Here is a 19,765-nt window from a genome sequence, read left to right as displayed (position 1 = left end):
ACTGGCTCAACCGGCTCATCCTAGACTGGTCCATTGGTACAGCAGAAGCGGTCTGGGATCGGCCGTGACAGAGCCAACGGACGAGGAGGACGTGCCATGCCCGTGGACGCGCTCGACACCCGCATCCTGCGACTGCTGCTGGAGCAGCCGCGCACGAGCGTGCGCGAATACGCCCGGCTCCTCGGTGTCGCCCGGGGCACCCTTCAAGCCCGGCTCGACCGGCTGGAGCGCGACGGTGTGATCACCGGCACGGCACCGGCCCTCTCCCCCGCCGCGCTCGGGCATCCGGTGCTGGCGTTCGTGCACATCGAGGTCACCCAGGGCCATCTCGACGAGGTGGGCGACGCGCTCGCGGCGGTGCCGGAGATCGTCGAGGCGTTCTCGATCACGGGCGGCGGGGATCTGCTGGCCCGGGTGGTGGCGCGGGACAACGCGCATCTGGAGGACGTCGTCCAGAAACTGATCAGCATGCCCGGGGTGGTGCGCACCCGTACGGAGGTCGCGCTGCGCGAGCGCGTGTCCCACCGGCTGCTTCCACTGGTGGAGTCGATCGGGCGGCCGGCTCGCGGGTGATCTTTGAGACGATGGCGGCATGAGCAAGCTCCGCGGAATATCGGTCATCTTCGATCTCGACGGGACGCTCGTGGACAGCGAGCCCCACTACTACGAGGCAGGCCGTCAGACGCTCGCCGCGTACGGCATTCACGACTTCACCTGGGCGGACCACGAGCGGTACGTCGGCATCAGCACGCAGGAGACGGTCGCGGACTGGAAGGACCGCTACCGGCTGCCCGCCTCGGTGGACGAGCTGCTCGCCGCCAAGAACCGCCGCTACCTGGCGCTGGCCCGCAGCGCCACGCGCGCCTACCCGGAGATGCGCACGTTCGTCGAACTGCTCGCGGCCGAGAGCGTGCCGATGGCCGTGGCGTCGGGCTCGTCCCCGCAGGCCATCGCGGCGGTGCTGGCCGGAACCGGACTGGACGCGCACCTGCACACCGTGGTCTCCGCCGACGAGGTCGCGCACGGCAAGCCCGCTCCGGACGTCTTCCTGGAGGCGGCCCGCAGGCTGGGCGCGGCCCCGTCCGACTGCGTCGTACTGGAGGACGCCGCCCCGGGTGCCGCCGCCGCGCAGGCGGCCGGCATGCGGTGCCTCGCGATCCCGTACGTCCCGGACCAGGCGGACGCACCGGAGTTCGCCACCGCCGGTCTTCTGCTGCGAGGCGGCCAGGAGGAGTTCACGGCGCGGTCCGCCTACGACTGGCTCGTGAACTCGGCCGGCCTTTCCTGAACTCGTCCCCTCCGACCCGTTGACGCTCCCCCGCCCCCTCCCTAGGGTCTGGTCGATCATCCGTACAGCGTTCGGAATATCGACCAGGAGTGCCCGCTTCTGATCACCGTGGACCTTGGAGGAGCACACATGGCACGGCCCCTCTCCAGACGATCTCTTCTTCAGGCCGCGACCGCCGCCGTGGCCGTCCCCGCGCTGTCGCAGGCGGCGACGGGACGGGCCGCGGCGGCTCCCGCCACGGCCGCCGCGGGCGCCCCGTCCGCCTGGTCCGTACGGCCCTTCGGGCTGGAGGACGTGAGCCTCGGGCAGGGCGTCTTCGCAGACAAGCGGAAGCTGATGCTGGATCACGCCCGCGGCTACGACGTGAACCGGCTGCTCCAGGTGTTCCGCGCCAACGCCGGTCTGGCCACGGGCGGCGCGGTCGCGCCCGGCGGCTGGGAGGGCCTGGACGGCGAGGCCAACGGCAATCTGCGGGGCCACTACACGGGACACTTCCTGACCATGCTGGCGCAGGCATATCGCGGGACGAAGGAGCAGGTGTTCGCCGACCGGATCGCCACCATGGTCGGGGCGCTGACCGAGGTGCGCGCGGCACTGCGGCGGGATCCCGTGGTGCTGGGCATCGCGGGGAAGTTCGGGGCCGCCGCGGATCAGGTCCGCGGCTCCCACCAGTACGTGGACCTGCCGGCCACCGTGCTCGGCGGGGCCCCGGCGATCACCTTCTCCCTCTGGGTCCGGCCCACGCACGACGCCGACTGGGCCCGGATCTTCGACTTCGGCAACGACACCAGCCGCTACCTCTACCTGGCGGCACGCAACCAGGCCGGGGTGCCGCGCTTCGCAATCACCACGTCAGGAGCCGGTGGTGAGCAGGGCCTGAACGGCACGGCCGCGCTGCCGCTGAACCAGTGGAGCCACCTGGCGGTCACGATCGCGGGCGGCACCGGCACCCTCTACGTCGACGGCACCGCCGTGGCGCGCAACACGGCGATGAGCCTCTCGCCGGCGGCTCTCGGCACGCTGAAGAACAACTGGCTGGGCCGCTCGAACTACTCGGCCGACCCCGTCTTCGCGGGCGCCTTCGAGGACTTCAACATGTTCTCGCGGGCGCTGACCGCCGCCGAGATCACGGAGTTGCAGAGCCGCCGGACCGCCGACGCCTCGACCGGCCGGGGCGACCTGGCCTCGTACGCCTTCGACGAGACGGCCGGCGGGGCCTTCGCGGACGCCTCCGGCCGGAACCTCACCGCCACACTGCGCCGCACCTGGGGCGGGCCCAGCCATCCCGGCTTCCTCGCGGCGTACCCGGAGACGCAGTTCATCGACCTGGAGTCGAGGACCACCTCCGACTACACCAAGGTGTGGGCGCCCTACTACACCGCGCACAAGATCCTCCGGGGTCTGCTCGACGCGTACACCGCCACCGGCGACGACCGGGCCCTCGACCTCGCGTCGGGCATGTGCGACTGGATGTACTCCCGGCTGTCCAAGCTGCCCGAGGCCACGCTCCAGCGCATGTGGGGGATCTTCTCCAGCGGCGAGTTCGGCGGCATCGTCGAGGCGATCTGCGATCTGCACACGATCACCGGCAAGGCCCAACACCTCGCCCTGGCCAAGCTGTTCGACCTCGACCGGCTGATCGACGCGTGCGCCGCGAACACCGACGTCCTCGACGGGCTGCACGCCAACCAGCACATCCCCATCTTCACCGGCTATGTGCGGCTGTACGACGAGACGGGCGAGGAGCGCTACCTCACGTCGGCGAAGAACTTCTGGGACATGGTCGTCCCGCACCGCATGTACGGCATCGGAGGCACCAGCACCCAGGAGTTCTGGAAGGCGCGGGACGTGATCGCGGGCACGATCAGCCCGACCACGGCCGAGACGTGCTGCGCGTACAACATGCTCAAGCTGAGCCGGACCCTGTTCTTCCACGAACAGGACCCGAAGTACATGGACTACTACGAGCGGGCCCTGTACAACCAGGTGCTCGGATCGAAGCAGGACAAGCCGGACGCGGAGAAGCCACTCGTCACGTACTTCATCGGGCTGACGCCCGGTCATGTCCGGGACTACACACCCAAGCAGGGCACGACCTGCTGCGAGGGCACGGGCATGGAGAGCGCCACGAAGTACCAGGACTCGGTGTACTTCGCGAAGTCCGACGACAGCGCCCTGTACGTCAACCTGTACAGCCCGTCCACGCTGACCTGGGCCGAGAAGGGCGTCACGGTCACGCAGACCACCCGCTTCCCTCAGGAGCAGGGCAGCACGCTGACCCTCGGGGGCGGTCGCGCCTCCTTCACGCTGCGGCTGCGCGTGCCGTTCTGGGCGACGGCCGGGTTCCGGGTGACCGTCAACGGGCGCGCGGTGCCCGGGACTCCGAAGCCGGGCAGCTACGTCGACGTGTCCCGGAGCTGGCGGGCCGGCGACACGGTCCGTATCGCCATGCCGTTCCGGACGCGAGTGGAGAAGGCGCTGGACGACCCGTCCCTGCAGACCCTCTTCCACGGCCCGGTCAACCTGGTCGCCCGGGACTCGGCCACGGAGTACCTGAAGGTCGGGCTGTACCGCGACGCCGGTCTGTCCGGCGATCTGTCGGCCTCCCTCACGCCGGTGCCGGGCAAGCCGCTGCACTTCACCCTGGGCGGAAGGGAGTGGGTGCCGTTCGCCGAGGGGACGGAGGATCCGACGCACGCCTACTTCCGGCGGGCGGAGCCGCATGTCGTGTTCGGTGGCCGGGACTCGGGGGTCGCCAACCCGGCGAAGACCGACGGCACCACGCTCCTGGACGAGATCTGGGCCGGGGCACCGTTCGGGAACAAGGGGGCCCTGGTGGCCCGTGTGCGGTTCGTGGTGAACGCGTGGGTGACGGCCGGGCGGCTGAGCAGGACGGACGGGGACAAGGTGGTGGCGACGGCGGCAGCTGCTTCGTACCAGCCCTGAGCACCTGCCCGACGGGGCGTGTGCGACGACCGCGGAGGCCGCCGCACACGCCCGAACTTTTTTACGGCAGGGGTGATTGTTTCGCCCCTGCCATCCGTACCTCTTGGTGTAGGGCCGTTCATATTCCAGGAGGCACGATGCGCATCTCGCGCAGCACGGCAGGAACCGCGTTCGTGGGCGGAGCGTTGATCCTTACGCTGACCGCGCTCGCCTATCCCAGCATGCTGGGCGTGGAGAACGCGGCTTCCGGCCAGGACCGCATCATCGCCAACACTCAGTGGGGTCCGCTGACCGAGGCGGACCGCGACTTCGTGGTACGCGTGCGCGCGGCCGGCCTGTGGGAGTACCCGCTGGGGCAAATGATCAAGGAGCGGAGCTCGTCGCCGGAGATGCAGGAAGTCGCCAAGCATCTGCTCGTGGGTCACGGCAGGCTCGACGCGGGCTGCCGCAAGGTCTCCACGGACCTGGGTATCACCCTGCCGAACGAGGCGTCGCCGCAGCAGCAGCAGTTCGTGGCGACGGCGGAAGGCAGCACCGGCAAGGAGTTCGAGTCCACGGCGGTGACCATCATGCGCGTCGCGCACGGGGGTATCTTCCCGACGATCGCCAAGATCCGGGCGACCACCCGGAACAGCCTCGTGCGGGAGCTCGCCGACACGACCAACGACACCGTCCTCGACCACATCACGGTCCTGGAGAAGACCGGCCTGATCAACCAGGAGCAGGTCAGCTTCCAGATCACCGCCCCGCCCAAGCTGCCCCAGGAGCAGACGACACCGCCGCCGCCACAGCAGGGTGCGCCGGTCCGCGTGCTGCCGGTCCCCGAAGACCTGAAGGATTTCCAGACGGTCGCCCCCAATCCGTCCTACGGGCAGCCGCAGCCGGCTCCGTCGGCGGGGTGAACGAGAGCGACGGTGGCCGTCCGGGGCCGCCGTCACTCCGGCGGTGAGTGGCATCGGTCCGGAGGCGAGACGTTGGCTCACGCCGAGACCGGGTCAGCGCCCCCTCGCCGGCGGGCGGGCTCACGCCGAGACCGCATCAGCGCCCCCTCGCCGGCGGGCGGGCTCACGCCGAGACCGCATCAGCGGCCCCTCGTCGGCGGGCGCACTCACGCCTTGACCGGGTCAGCGCCCGCGCCTGCCGAACGGACGACTCCGGCAGAACCCCGTGGGCGCACCCGCCGTCGGCCGACGGGCCGCGCCGAAACCGGTGAGCATCCACACGGCCCGGCGACGAGCCCACGCCACCCGGCAAGCACCCGCAGGGCCCGGAGAGCGCACCGGTCCTCGACCGGCGGGCCCCGCCAGGACCCGGCCAGCGCACCCGCCCTCGACCGGCGGACCCGTGCCGAGACCCGACGAGCCTCCCCGCCCCAGCCGGCACCCCCACGCCAGGACTCGCGGCATCACCGCCACCGGCCCGCCGGCCCGCACCAAGACCGGGCCGGCCCCCACACTGCGGCCGGCGAACCCATTTCAAGACCCGGCGAAACCCCCCCGGCGGCGGGTTCGCCGCCGCAGCCCAGCGAACACCGCGGTCTTCGAGCGCTACGAACGTCGGCGGGGCCTGCCCCGTTTGCCGGTCTTGGGGGTGCCGCCGGAGGCGGTTCCGCGGCGGTTCGCGGTCGGCTGTTTGGCCGTCGTCGGCTTTCGCCGGGCGCCGTCCTTGTCCGTGCGCTTGGGCTTCTCCTGCGCCGGAGGCTGCGCGCGGCCCCGGGTGCTGTTGACCGTGCGGCCGCGGACGATGCCGATGAAGTCCTCGACCCGGTCCGTCTTCGCGTCCTCGGGCCAGGCCAGGGCCACGCTCGACTCGGGCGCGTCCTTGAGGGGCCGGTGGGTGAGGTCCTTGCGGTGGTGGAGGCGGGCGAGCGACAGCGGGACGACGAGGACGCCGATGCCCGCCGCGACGAGTTCGACGGCGTCGGCGGTGGTGGCGGGCCGTTCGAGGGCGGGCCGCCCGGGGAGGTTCTCCCAGGCGAGGACGTCGTCGAGGGGGTGCAGCACGATGTCGTCGGCCAGGTCTTCCGGCGCCACCTCGTCGACGGCCGTGACCAGGTGGTCCTTCGGCACGACGACGACCGTCTGCTCGGTGTAGAGGGGAATGGCGCTGAAGACCGTCCGGTCGACGGGCAGCCGTACGAGGCCTGCTTCGGCCTCCCCGTCGCGCAGCCGCTCGGCCGCCGCTCCGGCGGGCACCTGCGTGAGGATCAGGGGGACGCCGGGCTGCCGGTCGTTCCAGATGCGCACCCACTTGTCGGGCATCACCCCGGGGACGTAGGCGAGCCGGAACGAGGGGGTTACATCCGAGCCTGTCACCTCGCCAGGCTACCGGGCGTGGTCAGGGGTCGTGCACCGGCTCGATACGCTGGACGGCATGACGTCGCACCAGAGCACCCAGACAATGAAGCCCGCGACCGCGGCGAAGAAGCTGGGTGTGTACCTCGAGGCCACACCCGCCGAGTTCCGGGAGGGTGTCGTTTCGCGCGCCGAGCTGAACGAGCTCCAGGCGAACCCGCCGCAGTGGCTGCAGGACCTGCGGGTCAACGGCCCGCACCCCCGGCCGGTGGTCGCGGCGAAGCTCGGCGTGTCCATCGCGGGTCTCGCCCGCGCGGGCGTCACCGAGCCCCTCACCACCGAGCAGATCGAGGCGCTCAAGCAGGAAGGCCCCGAGTGGCTGGAGCGGGAGCGCGCCACCCAGGCGGAGGTCCGCAAGGAAGCGGTCCGGATCAAGAAGAAGAACGCCGAACGTCAGGCCTGACCCGGGCACCACTCGTTTTCGGACGGCCCCCACCGGATGATCCGGTGGGGGCCGTCGCTGTTTTCTCGGTGTTCTCGGGCCGCCGTGTGATGTCGGTGAAATCTTTCAGCCATGTCTTGACATGCCGATGAAACGATCCGTAGCTTGGCCGATCATTTAGATTCGTGAAGCGAGTTCACGGATATGAACGGAGACCATCCATGCGGGATCGCCGACGCAGCATCGATATGCGGCTCCGCCGCGTACGCCGCCTGGCTGCCGTGCTCGCCGTCTCGGGGCTCATGTCCGGAACGGCCGCCTGCGGCTCCGGTTCCGGCGGTGCCGACAGCGGTGACCCGAACACACTGGAGGTCTGGACCCGGAGCAATCCGGACTCGGCCGCCACCTACGCCCGGGTCTTCGCCGCCTTCACCAAGAAGACCGGCATCAAGATCGACTACCAGCCGGTCATCAACTTCGACCAGCAGCTCCAGAGCCGGGCGTCCACCAAGGACCTGCCGGACGTCATGATCAACGACACGGCGCTCATGGGCAGTTACCAGAGCCAGGGCCTGCTCAAGCCGATCGATCCCGCGTCGATCGCCGGCGGGGACCAGATCACCGACAAGTCCTGGTCGTCCACGGTGGGCATCGACGGGAAGCACTACGGCGTTCCCTACTCCCGCCAGGCCCAGACTCTGATGATCCGCACGGACTGGCTGAAGAAGCTCGGCCTGAAGGTGCCGACGACCTGGCAGCAGATGCTCTCCGTCGCCAAGGCCTTCGCCACGAAGGACCCCGACGGCGACGGCAAGGCCGACACCTACGGCATGGTCGTGCCGGGCAGCGCGCAGAACGGTTACGCGGCCTGGTGGGGCGCGAGCTTCCTGTGGCAGGGCGGCGCGAAAATCATCGAGCCGGCCGGCAAGGGCAAGTACGCCCCCGCCATGGACTCGGCCGCCGCGGTCGGCGCCGTGACCTGGATGAAGGACAACCTCTTCTGCGGCAGGAAGGGCGTCGTCCAGCCCGGCGCGCTCACCGCCGTGACGTCGACGGCCACCAACTTCCAGGACGGCAACGCCGGGATGTACATGACCGGCCCGTACAACATGACCACCTTCGACGGCACGCTCGGCAAGGACAAGTACGAGGTGGTCCCGGCTCCGGCGGGCCCGGCCGGCGGCGATGTGCTGGCCGACGGCGAGAACGTCTACCTCGGCGCCAAGACCGGCAAGGACGAGCAGGAGCTGGCGCTGGCCGCGTTCCTGGTCTCGCCCGAGGGCCAGAAGATCGCCATGACCAGTGTCGACGGTCACCAGCCCGTCGTCCGCATCCCCGTCAACTCCACGCTGGACGCGGCGGAGGTCACGAAGGACGCCCGCTGGAGTGTCGTGCAGAAGGCCTACGAGGACGCCTCCGAGCAGTTCCCCAACGCGCCGGACTTCGCCCCGATCAAGCAGGACACCGCCGACGCGCTCAACTCGATCTTCACGTACTGCGGCGGTGACGTCCGCTCACAGCTCAAGGAGCTCAACGACACCCTCGCCGGAGACCTCAAGGACCAGGACCTGCTGAAATGACCGTTACCGTCCCCGCCCCCGCGGCACGCAGAAGCCCCGGCAGAAGGGCCTTCAGCAAGAAGGCCGTCACCCCCTGGCTCTTCCTGGCTCCGGGTCTGCTGCTCGCCCTCGTCTTCAAGTTCTGGCCGATGGTCAAGGGCATCCGGCTCAGCTTCTTCGACGTGCGGCCCTTCCTCGGCGACCAGTGGATCGGCCTCGACAACTACACGAGGGTCCTGACCGACCACCGCTTCCAGGACGCCATCGGGCACACCCTGATCCTGGGCCTGGGCCAGGCGGCCGGCGCGATCCTGCTCGGGTTCGCCCTCGCCCTGCTGCTCGAGGGCCAGGCCCGCTCGCTGAGGATCCTCCGTACCGCCGTGTTCCTGCCCGCCGTCACGGCCACCGCGGTCGTCGGCGAGCTGTGGCGGCTGATGTACTACCCGACCTCCGACGGCCTCCTCAACAGCGGCCTGCATCTCCTCGGCCTCGGGCCGGTCCCGTTCCTCGACAACCCGGACGTCGCGCTGTACTCGACGATGGCCATGGGCATCTGGATCTGGGCCCCGTACAACATGGTGATCTTTCTCGCCGGTCTCGCGGGCGTGGACCGCTCGCTGTACGAGGCGGCGGCGATGGACGGCGTCTCCCTGTGGCAGCGGCTGCGCTGGGTCACGCTGCCCGCGATCCGCCCGGCGCTCATGATCGTCCTCACGCTCGCCACGATCCGCGGGCTGCGCGTGTTCACCGAGGTCTACGTCCTGACCGGCGGCGGCCCCGCCGGATCCACCGACGTCTGGATGACCCGCGCCTACACCCTGGGCTTCACCCGCAACGACATCGGCGGCGCCTCCGCGGCCTCGGTCGTCCTGCTCTGCGTGACGCTGCTGCTCACCGTCATGGTCAACTACCTCCGCAAGAGGGGAGAAGCGCGATGAGCGCCCCCGTCATCGACCCCGTCCGGCCGGCGGCACCCGGCATCCCGGCCGACCGGAGCAGCAAGGCGCAGCGGACCACCCCGGCTCGCTTCGACACCGCTCTCGGCTGGAACGACAAGCCCGGTGTCGCCTGGACCCTGCGCGTCCTGCTCTGCCTGACAGCCCTCGCCGTCTTCGCGGCGCCGTTCCTGACGATCTTCTCGGGCGCCTTCACCACCAACCCCAGCGGATCCTCGCTGTCGTTCCTGCCGCACGACAGCACGCTGCTGAACTTCGAGGTGGCGGGCGAGCGCGGCATCTGGGACTACCTCGGCAACTCGCTGGTCATCGCGGGCGGTGGGCTGCTGCTCCAGCTCGTGGTGTGCACGCTCGCCGCGTACGCGCTGGCCCGGCACCGGTTCCGCGGCCAGGCGCTGATCATGATGCTGTTCATGATGACGCTGATGCTGCCCGAGGAGGTCATCGCGATCCCTCTGTCGCTGGTCCTCGGTGATGTGCCGCTGGTCCACCTGGACCTCAAGGGCACGGTCTGGGGCGTCATCCTGCCACTGGGCGCCTGGGGCTTCTCGGTGATGATGCTGACCGAGTTCATGCGGGACATCCCCACCGAGATCGAGGAGGCGGCCCGCCTCGACGGTGTCGGCGAACTGCGGATGCTGTGGCAGATCATCCTGCCGCTGTGCAAGCCCGCGCTCGGTGTGGCCGGGGTGCTCGGCTTCATCATGATCTGGGACCAGTACCTGCTGCCCCTGATCGCCGCCAAGGACCCCACCGACTACACGGTCACCGTCGCCCTGTCCGTCCTGCGCACCGACCCCGAGGTCGGCTCCGGGGTCGTACTGGCCGGTGCGGTCATCGCCCTCGTCCCCAGCCTGATCGTCTATCTGCTCCTCCAGCGCTCGCTGGTCACCGGCATCTCCGCCGGGGCCACCAAGGGCTGATCATCCAACCCCCCACGTATGAGGGAGACATGAAGTTCCACGGAGTGCTGTTCTTTCCGGTCACGCCGTTCGCGGCGGACGGTTCACTGGACGAGGAACGGCTGGCCCAGCACATCGAATCGGGGGTCGCCGCGGGCGCGGGAGGTGTGTTCGTCGCCTGCGGCACCGGAGAGTTCCACGCGCTGTCGGCCGAGGAGATCGAGCGGGCCACCCTGGTCGCCGTCAAGACCACGGCCGGACGGGTGCCGGTGCTCGCGGCGGCCGGCGGCCCCACGCCGGTCGCCCGGGATCAGGCCGCCCGGGTCGAACGCGCCGGTGCCGACGGCATCCTGCTGCTGCCGCCCTACCTGGTCAGCGCCCCGCAGCAGGGTCTCGTGCGGTACGTCGAGGAGGTCACCGCGGCCACGGACCTGCCCGTCGTCTTCTACCAGCGCGGCACCGCCCGGCTCACCGCCGAGACCGCTGCCGAGATCGCCGCCCTGCCCGGGGTCGTCGGCCTGAAGGACGGCATCGGGGACATCGAGCGGATGCACCGCATCGTCCGGGCGGTGCGGGCCGTGCCGGGCACGGAGGACTTCCAGTTCTTCAACGGGCTGCCCACCGCCGAGATGACCGCGCCCGCCTACCGGGGCGTCGGCGTGGAGCTGTACTCCTCGGCGGTGTTCGCCTTCGCCCCGGAGATCGCCCTGGCCTTCCACCGGGCCCTGGCCGCGGGCGACGACGCCCTGGTCTCCCGGCTTCTCGACGAGTTCTACGGCCCGCTCGTCGCCCTGCGCGACGAGGTCCCCGGGTACGCCGTGTCACTCGTCAAGGCCGGAGTGACCCTGCGGGGCCTGGACGTCGGCGGCGTACGCGCCCCGCTGCTCGATCCGACACCGGAGCATGTCGCCCGGCTGTCCGAACTCCTCGACCACGGACTGGAGGTGGCCGGCGCATGAGCTCCGCACGCATCCGTGAGCTGATCGTCACCCCGATCGCATTCGGCGACCCGCCGCTGCTCAACTCCAACGGCGTGCACGAACCGCTGGCCCTGCGGGTGATCCTCCAACTCGTCCTGGAGGACGGCACGGTGGGGCTCGGCGAGTCGCCGGGCGGGGCGGCCCGGCTGGAGCGGCTGCACGCCGCCGCGAAGGTGGTGGCCGGCATGGACGTGTTCGACACCACCGCCGTGGCCGCCGCGATCGACGCGGCGCTGCTGCCGAGCGTGCCCGGTTCACACGAGCGCGGCTGGACCACCTCGGCGGTGGAGGTGGCCTGCCTCGACGCGCAGGGCAAGCTGCTCGGCCGTCCGGTCAGCGACCTGCTGGGCGGCACGGTCCGGGACTCGGTGCCGTTCGCCGCGTACCTCTTCTACAAGTGGGCCGAGCACCCCGCGCTCGACGGCCGCGCGGCGATCGGCGACGACTGGGGCGAGGCCCTCGACCCGGCCGGCATCGTCGAGCAGGCCCGGCTGATGCAGGAGCGCTACGGCTTCACGTCGTTCAAACTGAAGGGCGGTGTCTTCCCGCCCGACGAGGAGATCGCCGCGATACGGGCCCTGGCGGAGGCGTTCCCCGGGCAGCCGCTGCGCCTTGACCCGAACGTGGCGTGGACGGTCGAGACGTCGAAGTACGTCGCCCGTGAACTCGACGGGGTGCTTGAGTACTTGGAGGACCCGACCAGAGGCATCCCCGGTATGGCGGAGGTCGCGAAGGACTCCCCCATACCGCTCGCGACCAACATGTGTGTGATCGCCTGGGAGCACCTGAGGCCGGCCGTCGAGCAGAACGCCGTCCAGGTGCTGCTCACCGACCACCACTATTGGGGCGGGCTGCGCCGCACGCGCGAACTGGCCGCCGTGTGCGAGGCGTTCGGGCTCGCCCTGTCGATGCACTCCAACTCGCACCTGGGCATCAGTCTGGCCGCGATGACCCATGTCGCCGCCGCCATCCCCAACCTCGACCACTCCTGCGACACGCACTACCCCTGGAACTCGGCGGACGACGTGGTCGTCCCCGGCGTGCTGGAGCTGCGCGACGGGGAGGTCAAGGTGCCCACCGGGCCGGGGCTGGGTGTCGAACTCGACCACGACCGGCTGGAGCGACTGCACCGGCGCTACGTCGACTCGGGGATGCGCGGCCGGGACGACACCGGCTACATGCAGCGGTTCCGGCCGGAGTACGAACTGAGGCTCCCCCGCTGGTGACAGCCGTACGCGAGGTGCGCGAAATTGACCGCGGCGTTACGGGACGCACCTTCGCGTGCCCTCTTTCGACCGGGACGTGCCCGACCCAAACGCCAGGCCACGCCACCCCTTCCGGCCCGTAGAAATATCTACGAGCATGACTACGGCCGGGCGGCGCGCGGAACCCCGCGGGTCACCGGCCCGTGTCCAGTGCGCGCCCGACCGCGGCGCCGCCGACTGTGCTGGGGTGGCCATGCAGAGCGTCATGTGGAAGCAAGCCGTCGAGTGGCTCGCCGCGGCCGCCACGGACCCCCAGGAGTGCAAGCGGGAGTGGGACTACGGCGCGGGAACGGTACTGGTGGAGGCCGGGCGGTACTGGGACGTGCTCAGCGTCCCCGACCGGCTCGGCCTGCTCGCGCTGGACATCCTGTGGCGCGACCCGCTGAAGGTGCCCGGCCCCACCCTGGTGGACTGCGCGGCCCGCAGAGTGGGGTTCTTTCTGCCGCCCGATCCGGTCAGCGAATGGATCGGCTTCGGCGTGCGGCACGTGGGCCGGGGCTCCTGGGTGGCCGTGCCGCCGCCGTACCGGCCCGCCGGCCGCCTGGAGTGGCTCGTCCCGCCGGACGGGACCGGCACGCTGCACACCCCCGGCACGCTCGAATCGGCCCTGCGGGAGGCCAGCGGAACCCTCGCGGTGCTGGCACCGGTCAGCGCGGAGCCGGTGGTGCTGGACGGCTGGTGAGGCGGGCTCCGGCAGAGGGCCCCGCCGTCCCCGGGTGGCGGCCGGAGACGGGGCGGGTGCCCGCGGGGGCGGCCGGACCCGCGTGCCGCCCGGCAGCCGGGTGGGCGGCGACGGGGACGACCGGACCCATGTGCCGGCCGGCGGTCCACGAGGTGACGGCGGTCCAGGTCTCGCTCTCGGCCGGCGCGGCGAAGGAGACCCACTGACCGTCGCGGTGCTCGGGGACCGTGTGGCCCCTGGCCTCCCACTCGGCGACGAGGGCCGCGTAGATCGGCGGATGTCCCGCGTATCCGCTGGTGAGTTCGGCGTACGAGCGGGGCGCGGCGTCGTTCCCGGGAAGCCGCCGCGCCGTCTCCGTGCTGTCCATGCCAGGCAAACGCGGCGCCGCACACGGGTGGTACGCGGGCCGGACCCCGTCCGTCGGGTCGAGTGAACCCGTCACCCGTACGGCGGCACGCGGGGACCGGACAAACATCCAGTCAGGCGGTCGCCCGTTCAGAGCGGGGGGCAATTCCAGGCCACATGTCACTTCCGGGCCAGTCGGTCGCCGTCGGCCACCTCGTGCGGAACACCGCCCCCGGGTCTGACGGAATTCTCGACCGGGGCAGGCGCATCCGGTAACACTGACCTCACGCCGAGAAACCGGTACGACGGCAGGAGAGGCCATGCCATTGCGCCCTGACCTCCGGCAGCGCAGGGCCGTGCTGGAGCACGAGTGGTCACGCTGGGTGCCGCGGCTGAGCGTCCCGGGCGTCCGGCCGGGCGGCACCGGAACGCTGCGCCACGAGGTGACCGAGTCCTGGGCGCGTTCGCTGGGCAGCGTGGACCCGGGCCGGGACAGCGCCCCGGTCACCGACGGCGGCCAGGTGCACCAACGCTGGGCGTCCTCACCGCTGTACCGGCCGGTCTCCGCTCTCGCCGGGGAGCTGCACAGCATCGCCGAGGACGCCGGGTTCGTCACCGCGGTCACCGACGAGTCCGGCACGATCCTGTGGACCTGCGGCGGCCCGACCATGCGCCGCCGGGCCGAACGGGTCAACTTCGCGCCGGGCGGCCGCTGGGACGAGCAGGCCATGGGCACCAACGCGCTCTCCCTCGCCCTGCGCACCGGCCGCCCCAGCTCCGTCTTCTCGGCCGAGCATCTGGTGTCGGCCCTGCACGGCTGGGTCTGCTACTGCGCCCCCGTGCACGGCCGGGACGGCCGCGTCCTCGGCGTACTGGACCTGTCCACGACCTGGGACCGCTCGCACCCCCTGGCCATGTCCACCGTCCGCACGCTGGTGTCGACGATCGAGGCCCGCCTGACCACGGAGGTGTCCCGCCCCGGCCGGCTGCGGCTCACGTGCCTGGGCTCCGAACAAGCCGAGCACGAGGGGCGGGCACTCCCGCTGCGCCCCCGCCAACTGGAGATTCTCACCCTCCTCGCACTCGAACCCGAAGGCTTCTCCCCGCAACGGCTGCGCGCGGCCCTGTACGGCGACCGGCCGGTCACGCCCTCCACCTTCAAGGCGGAGATCTCCCACCTGCGCCGGGCACTGGGCGGCGCGATCTCCCCTCGCCACTACGCCCTCACCGCCCCGGTGTCCTGCGACGCCGCCGACGTCCTGCGCGCGCTGGAGCAGGGCGACACGGACACCGCGCTGCGCCGCTACGGCGGCACGCTCCTGCCCCGCTCCGATGCCCCCGGCATCGAGGAGTGGCGCACGCGCATCGAAGTGGCGGTACGCGAGACCGTGCTGGCGAGCACCCGCCCGGAGCACGCCCTGCGCTACGGCGAACGGGCCCCGTACGACGCGGAGGTCCACGAGCACGCGCTGCGGCTGCTCGGCCCGGACGACACGCGCCGTGCGATCGCGAGGGGCCGGCTGACGACGTCCTTGCGCGACTGACGTTCCGCGTCCCACGGCGCCAACCTTGCGCCAACCTCCCCGGAGCACAGTGAGGGGCGTCGCAACCCGCCCCGTCCTTCACCGAGGAGAGCCGCCATGGTGTACGCGCAGCCAGGAACCGAGGGCAGCATCGTCTCCTTCGCCCGCCGCTACGACAACTTCATCGACGGCGACTGGAAAGCGCCCGTCGAGGGCCGCTACTTCGAGAACCCGACCCCCGTGACCGGCAAGGTCTTCTGCGAGGTCGCCCGTTCCACCGCGGCCGACGTCGACCTCGCCCTGGACGCCGCGCACCGGGCCGCCGACCGGTGGGGCCGCACCTCCACGACGGAACGCGCGAACATCCTGAACAGGGTCGCGGACCGCATCGAGCAGAACCTGGAGAAGATCGCGGTCGCCGAGACGTGGGAGAACGGCAAGCCGGTCCGCGAGACCCTGGCCGCGGACATCCCGCTGGCCGTGGACCACTTCCGGTACTTCGCCGGAGTCGTCCGCGCGCAGGAGGGCAGCATCGCGGAGATCGACGCCGACACGGTCGCGTACCACTTCCACGAGCCGCTGGGTGTGGTCGGCCAGATCATCCCCTGGAACTTCCCGATCCTCATGGCCACGTGGAAGCTGGCTCCCGCGCTGGCCGCGGGCAACTGCGTCGTCATCAAACCGGCCGAGCAGACCCCGGCCAGCCTGCTCTATGTCATCGACCTGATCGCCGACCTGCTCCCGCCGGGCGTGGTCAACGTCGTCAACGGCTTCGGTGTGGAGGCGGGCAAGCCGCTGGCGTCCAGCCCCCGGCTGGCGAAAGTGGCGTTCACCGGCGAGACGACGACCGGCCGGCTGATCATGCAGTACGCGAGCGAGAACATCATCCCGGTCACGCTGGAACTGGGCGGCAAGAGCCCCAACATCTTCCTGCCCGACGTCATGGCCGCCGACGACGACTTCCTGGACAAGGCGGTCGAGGGCTTCGTGATGTTCGCCCTCAACCAGGGCGAGGTCTGCACCTGCCCGTCCCGTGCCCTGATTCCCTCGTCGATCTACGACGAGTTCATGGCCCGCTGCGTCGAACGCACCAAGGCCATCGTCGGCGGCGATCCACTGGACCCGGCGACCATGATCGGCGCGCAGGCGAGCAACGACCAGTACGAGAAGATCCTCTCCTACCTCGACATCGGCAGGAAGGAGGGCGCCGAGGTCGTCACGGGCGGCAACCCCCGCGCGGTGCCCGGTCTGGAGGGCGGCTACTACATCGAGCCGACCATCTTCCGCGGCACCAACGACATGCGGATCTTCCAGGAGGAGATCTTCGGCCCGGTCGTCTCGGTCACGACGTACGACTCGGTCGACGAGGCCCTGAAGATCGCCAACGACACGCTGTACGGCCTCGGCGCGGGCGTCTGGACCCGCGACGGCAACACGGCCTACCGTCTGGGCCGCGAGATCAAGGCGGGCCGCGTCTGGACCAACTGCTACCACGCGTACCCGGCGCACGCGGCGTTCGGCGGCTACAAGAAGTCCGGCATCGGCCGCGAGACGCACAAGATGATGCTCGACCATTACCAGCAGACGAAGAACCTGCTGGTGTCGTACTCGCCGAAGAAGCTGGGCTTCTTCTAGAGCCGGGGCAGACGTCCACGGAGTGGAGCCAGGATGATCCCGGCTCCACTCCGTGGTGCGGGGATGTCACTGGAACTGTGCGAAGAACCTCCAGATCTCTGCTTTGGTCCAGGTGGTGACGCCGCTTTCGCCGGAGGAACCGTCGACCGGACCGGGTATGTGGCCTCCGTCGAACGCGGCCCATTGGACCGGGTATCCGGCACGGCAGCCCGAGTAGGTGGTGGTGATGTGCGTCCGGCTGCCCTGCGCGGGCTCGCGCGGGCTCTGGGGGGTGCAGCCGTTGTTGCCGACGAACCTGTCGCGCAGGGACCGGCCTTGCCCGATGTTGAGGACGGAGTCGCTGATGCCGTGGATTCCGAAGTAGGCGATGGGCTGGTTGCCGCCGCTGCACCCGCTGATCTGAGCGCCGGAGATGACCGCGACGGCCCTGAAGACGTTCGCCCGGCTGCATGCGAGTGCGTAGCTCATACCGCCGCCCCAGCTGAATCCCGTGGCGAAGCGCTGTGCCGGGTTGACACAGAGGCCGCCCTCGATGCGCCGGATCATGTCGTCGACGAAGGTGATGTCCTCACCGCCCGAATTGGCCCAGCCGTTGCCGAGGCCCTGGGGAGCGACGAGGATCGCGCCGTTGTTCGACTGTTCCTGCTGGCCGTAGTAGGACCAGGCGTTCCCGCTCGAGCCGCCCGAGGCGACGTCGCCGGCGGTTCCGCCCCGCCAGTGGAACGCGAAGATCAGCCGGTAGCGGTGGCTGTTGTCGTAGTTGGCGGGAACCCTGAGGATGAAGCTGCGGCTCTTGCCGCCGCTCTGAATCGTGTGCGTGCCGCTCGCCAGAGCCGGGGCGCTGCCGCATCCGCCACCACCGCCACCGGACGACAGCTTGACCATCTGCCATTGCTGGTTGGCGCCGCCCCAGTCGGAGTACTGGACGACGTTGCCGCCGTCGGCGGTGGAGGCGCCCTGCACCTCCACCGCCTTGCTGCTGGTGCGGTTGATCAGCCGGACGTGGCCCGCGTCGGAGTCGGCCAGGCGGAACTGCTGGTTGGCCCCGTTGTGGTCGGCCCACTGCTGGATCGCGGCACCGTCCGCGGTGGAGGCGCCGGCCACGTCGAGGACCTTGCCCGAATGCCGGGCTTTGAGGCGGTAGAAGCCGCCACCGGAGTCCACGAACTGCCACTGCTGGTTGGCTGCGTCGGTGCGTGTCCACTGGCCTATCCGCGCGCCGTCGGCGGTGGACGTGCCGGAGACGTCCAGCGCCTTGCCGCTGTTGCGATTGACCAGGACGTACCAGGCGTTGGTGTCCACCGTCGCCGCCTCGGCGGGCGCCGGCTTCACCGCGGCGAGCATGCCGATCGCGAGGGTCGCCGCCACCACGCCGGCGACCCGGGACCACCAGCGATGTCTGCGGGGCGGGGCGGGGGAAGCCGCACCGTAGGTCTTCATCGACTCACCCTTTCGTCTGTGGCGGGTGCCATCAGGTGCGGGTCCAGCGCTGGTTGCCGCCGTTCGAACAGGAGTAGAGCTGGATCAGGGTGCCGTTGGCGGTGCCGCTTCCGACGGCGTCGAGGCAGAGGCCGGACTGGACGCCCACGATGGATCCGTCGGAGTTGAGGCGCCATTTCTGGTTGTCGCCGCCCCAGCAGCCATAGATCTGGACTTTGGTGCCGTTGCCGGTGCCGGCGGCGTCCAGGCACTTGTTGCCGTAGACCCTGAGCTCGCCGGCGGCGGTGTACGTCCACTGCTGGTTGGTGCCGTTGTGGCAGTCCCACAGGTTGAGCTGGGTGCCGTCGGTGGAACTGGTGCCGGGCACGTCCAGGCAGCGGCCCGAACCGACGCCCTTGATCGGTTTGGCATCCGCAGGGGGAGTTGTGGAGCCGCCGTTGAGTGCGTTGAGGACGGCGGTGTAGGCGGGCTTCTTGCTGCCGTTGCCGTTGAACAGCAGCGGCGTCTGCTCCGCTCGCCAGGAGTCGGTGTCGCGCACACCCCAGACGGTGATGCCGAGGCAGCGCGGGACGGCCAGGCAGTCGTTGGTCACGTTGGCGTAGGTCGTGGCCGGGGCGCCCTGGATGTCGAGTTCGGTGATGGCCACGTCGACGCCGAGGGCGGCGAAGTTCTGCAGGGTCGTGCGGAAGTTGCTGTTGTAGGGGCTGCCGCTGTTGAAGTGCGACTGGAAGCCGACGCAGTCGATCGGCACGCCGCGCTGCTTGAAGTCTCGGACCATGCGGTACATGGCCTGGGTTTTGGCCCAGGTCCAGTTCTCGACGTTGTAGTCGTTGTAGCAGAGCTTGGCGGCCGGGTCGGCGGCGCGCGCGGTGCGGAAGGCGACCTCGATCCAGTCGTTGCCGGTGCGCTGCAGGTTGGAGTCGCGCCGGGCTCCCGAACTGCCGTCTTCGAAGGCCTCGTTCACGACGTCCCACTGGCCGATCTTGCCCTTGTAGTGGGCCATCACGCCGTTGATGTGGCCGATCATCGCCTGGCGCAGCGAGCTGCCGCTGAGGTTCCGCATCCATTCGGGCTGCTGGGAGTGCCAGGCCAGGGTGTGGCCGCGCACCTGCTTGCCGTTCTGCACCGCCCAGTTGTAGACGCGGTCGGCGGCGGTGAAGTTGAACTGGCCCCGCTGCGGTTCGGTGGCGTCGATCTTCATCTCGTTCTCGGCCGTCACCGAGTTGAACTCACGGCTCGCGATCGACGTGTACGCCGAGTCGCCCAGCCTGCCCGAGGCGATGGCGGTGCCGAAGTAACGGCCGCTCTGCGCCGCCGCGGCGCCGAGCGTGTTCTCGGCGGCGTGTGCGGCCGGCGGCGCGACCAGTGCGGCGACCACACCGAGGACGCCGGCGACCAGCGCCAGCAGCAGGCCGCGGATCTTCCGGCGGATAACAGGTCTGGGGAGGGCATTCGAGCCCATGACTGTGCCTCCAAGGTAGGAATCACGGAAGGACTGAAGCGCAGGG

The 19,765-nt window shown here is 70.4% G+C and carries 17 protein-coding genes; 13 read left to right on the top strand and 4 right to left on the bottom strand.

Annotated features, from left to right (window positions below; translation table 11 throughout):
• Nucleotides 1–96 precede the first annotated feature (96 nt).
• The 4 genes from IO24_RS0125240 to IO24_RS0125225 all read left to right on the top strand — a co-directional run bounded on the left by IO24_RS0125240 (nucleotide 97) and on the right by IO24_RS0125225 (nucleotide 5,136).
• Nucleotides 97–573 (top strand): Lrp/AsnC family transcriptional regulator, encoded by a 477-nt coding sequence (locus IO24_RS0125240; protein WP_031139166.1) that lies wholly within the window; start codon nucleotides 97–99, stop codon nucleotides 571–573.
• A gap of 19 nt (nucleotides 574–592) precedes the next feature.
• Entirely contained in the window at nucleotides 593–1,288 is a 696-nt protein-coding gene (locus IO24_RS0125235) for an HAD family hydrolase (RefSeq protein WP_031139164.1), read from the top strand.
• A 129-nt stretch (nucleotides 1,289–1,417) separates the two neighbouring features.
• Nucleotides 1,418–4,234 carry a beta-L-arabinofuranosidase domain-containing protein gene (locus tag IO24_RS0125230; RefSeq protein WP_031139162.1) on the top strand — a complete coding sequence of 939 codons (2,817 nt, stop codon included), beginning with the start codon at nucleotides 1,418–1,420 and terminating at the stop codon, nucleotides 4,232–4,234.
• Between the two features lie 137 nt (nucleotides 4,235–4,371).
• Complete coding sequence (locus IO24_RS0125225; RefSeq protein ID WP_031139160.1) at nucleotides 4,372–5,136, top strand: DUF4142 domain-containing protein; 765 nt, start codon at nucleotides 4,372–4,374, stop codon at nucleotides 5,134–5,136.
• Between the two features lie 645 nt (nucleotides 5,137–5,781).
• Here the strand turns inward: IO24_RS0125225 and IO24_RS0125220 are convergent.
• Nucleotides 5,782–6,549, bottom strand: coding sequence for a LysR family transcriptional regulator substrate-binding protein (locus tag IO24_RS0125220; protein WP_031139158.1), 768 nt, complete (start codon nucleotides 6,547–6,549; stop codon nucleotides 5,782–5,784).
• Between the two features lie 58 nt (nucleotides 6,550–6,607).
• On the opposite strand from IO24_RS0125220, the gene IO24_RS0125215 reads away from it, so the two are divergent.
• The 7 genes from IO24_RS0125215 (at nucleotide 6,608) to IO24_RS0125185 (ending at nucleotide 13,314) form a co-directional block, all read left to right on the top strand.
• Entirely contained in the window at nucleotides 6,608–6,991 is a 384-nt protein-coding gene (locus tag IO24_RS0125215; RefSeq protein WP_031139156.1) for a DUF5997 family protein, read from the top strand.
• Nucleotides 6,992–7,191: 200 nt separating this feature from the next.
• Nucleotides 7,192–8,550 carry an ABC transporter substrate-binding protein gene (locus IO24_RS0125210; RefSeq protein WP_031139153.1) on the top strand — a complete coding sequence of 453 codons (1,359 nt, stop codon included), beginning with the start codon at nucleotides 7,192–7,194 and terminating at the stop codon, nucleotides 8,548–8,550.
• Nucleotides 8,547–9,467 (top strand): carbohydrate ABC transporter permease, encoded by a 921-nt coding sequence (locus IO24_RS0125205; RefSeq protein WP_031139151.1) that lies wholly within the window; start codon nucleotides 8,547–8,549, stop codon nucleotides 9,465–9,467. Before IO24_RS0125210 ends, IO24_RS0125205 begins: the two co-directional genes overlap by 4 nt.
• Nucleotides 9,464–10,408, top strand: coding sequence for a carbohydrate ABC transporter permease (locus IO24_RS0125200; RefSeq protein ID WP_031139149.1), 945 nt, complete (start codon nucleotides 9,464–9,466; stop codon nucleotides 10,406–10,408). Before IO24_RS0125205 ends, IO24_RS0125200 begins: the two co-directional genes overlap by 4 nt.
• Nucleotides 10,409–10,437: 29 nt before the next feature.
• Nucleotides 10,438–11,346: a 5-dehydro-4-deoxyglucarate dehydratase gene (locus IO24_RS0125195; protein ID WP_031139147.1), complete on the top strand. Its 909-nt coding sequence runs from the start codon at nucleotides 10,438–10,440 to the stop codon at nucleotides 11,344–11,346.
• Complete coding sequence (locus tag IO24_RS0125190; RefSeq protein ID WP_031139145.1) at nucleotides 11,343–12,593, top strand: glucarate dehydratase family protein; 1,251 nt, start codon at nucleotides 11,343–11,345, stop codon at nucleotides 12,591–12,593. Before IO24_RS0125195 ends, IO24_RS0125190 begins: the two co-directional genes overlap by 4 nt.
• A gap of 232 nt (nucleotides 12,594–12,825) precedes the next feature.
• The gene (locus tag IO24_RS0125185; RefSeq protein WP_031139143.1) at nucleotides 12,826–13,314 is read left to right on the top strand and encodes a hypothetical protein; all 489 of its coding nucleotides are present in this window, start codon (nucleotides 12,826–12,828) and stop codon (nucleotides 13,312–13,314) included.
• On the opposite strand, the gene IO24_RS46675 is transcribed toward IO24_RS0125185, so the two are convergent.
• A complete protein-coding gene (locus IO24_RS46675; protein WP_234335278.1) occupies nucleotides 13,280–13,681 on the bottom strand; it encodes a hypothetical protein in 402 nt (133 codons plus the stop codon). The genes IO24_RS0125185 and IO24_RS46675 overlap by 35 nt on opposite strands.
• A 298-nt stretch (nucleotides 13,682–13,979) precedes the next feature.
• Between IO24_RS46675 and IO24_RS0125175 the strand changes: the two genes are divergently transcribed.
• Together IO24_RS0125175 and adh are read left to right on the top strand one after the other, a co-directional pair.
• Nucleotides 13,980–15,203, top strand: a complete 1,224-nt coding sequence (locus tag IO24_RS0125175) for a helix-turn-helix domain-containing protein (RefSeq protein WP_031139141.1) — start codon at nucleotides 13,980–13,982, stop codon at nucleotides 15,201–15,203.
• Nucleotides 15,204–15,299: 96 nt separating this feature from the next.
• Nucleotides 15,300–16,817 carry an aldehyde dehydrogenase gene (adh, locus tag IO24_RS0125170; RefSeq protein WP_031139139.1) on the top strand — a complete coding sequence of 506 codons (1,518 nt, stop codon included), beginning with the start codon at nucleotides 15,300–15,302 and terminating at the stop codon, nucleotides 16,815–16,817.
• Nucleotides 16,818–16,883: 66 nt separating this feature from the next.
• Here the strand turns inward: adh and IO24_RS0125165 are convergent, their stop codons facing one another.
• Together IO24_RS0125165 and IO24_RS0125160 are read right to left on the bottom strand one after the other, a co-directional pair.
• Nucleotides 16,884–18,257: an RICIN domain-containing protein gene (locus tag IO24_RS0125165; RefSeq protein WP_420823224.1), complete on the bottom strand. Its 1,374-nt coding sequence runs from the start codon at nucleotides 18,255–18,257 to the stop codon at nucleotides 16,884–16,886.
• 31 nt (nucleotides 18,258–18,288) lie between these two features.
• Nucleotides 18,289–19,719: an endo-1,4-beta-xylanase gene (locus tag IO24_RS0125160; protein WP_031139135.1), complete on the bottom strand. Its 1,431-nt coding sequence runs from the start codon at nucleotides 19,717–19,719 to the stop codon at nucleotides 18,289–18,291.
• Between the last annotated feature and the right edge of the window lie 46 nt (nucleotides 19,720–19,765).

The organism is Streptomyces flavovariabilis (assembly GCF_000725785.1).
GTDB lineage: Bacteria > Actinomycetota > Actinomycetes > Streptomycetales > Streptomycetaceae > Streptomyces > Streptomyces hawaiiensis.
Note: the sequence above shows the minus strand (reverse complement) of the source record. Positions and strands in the feature narration are given on the sequence as shown.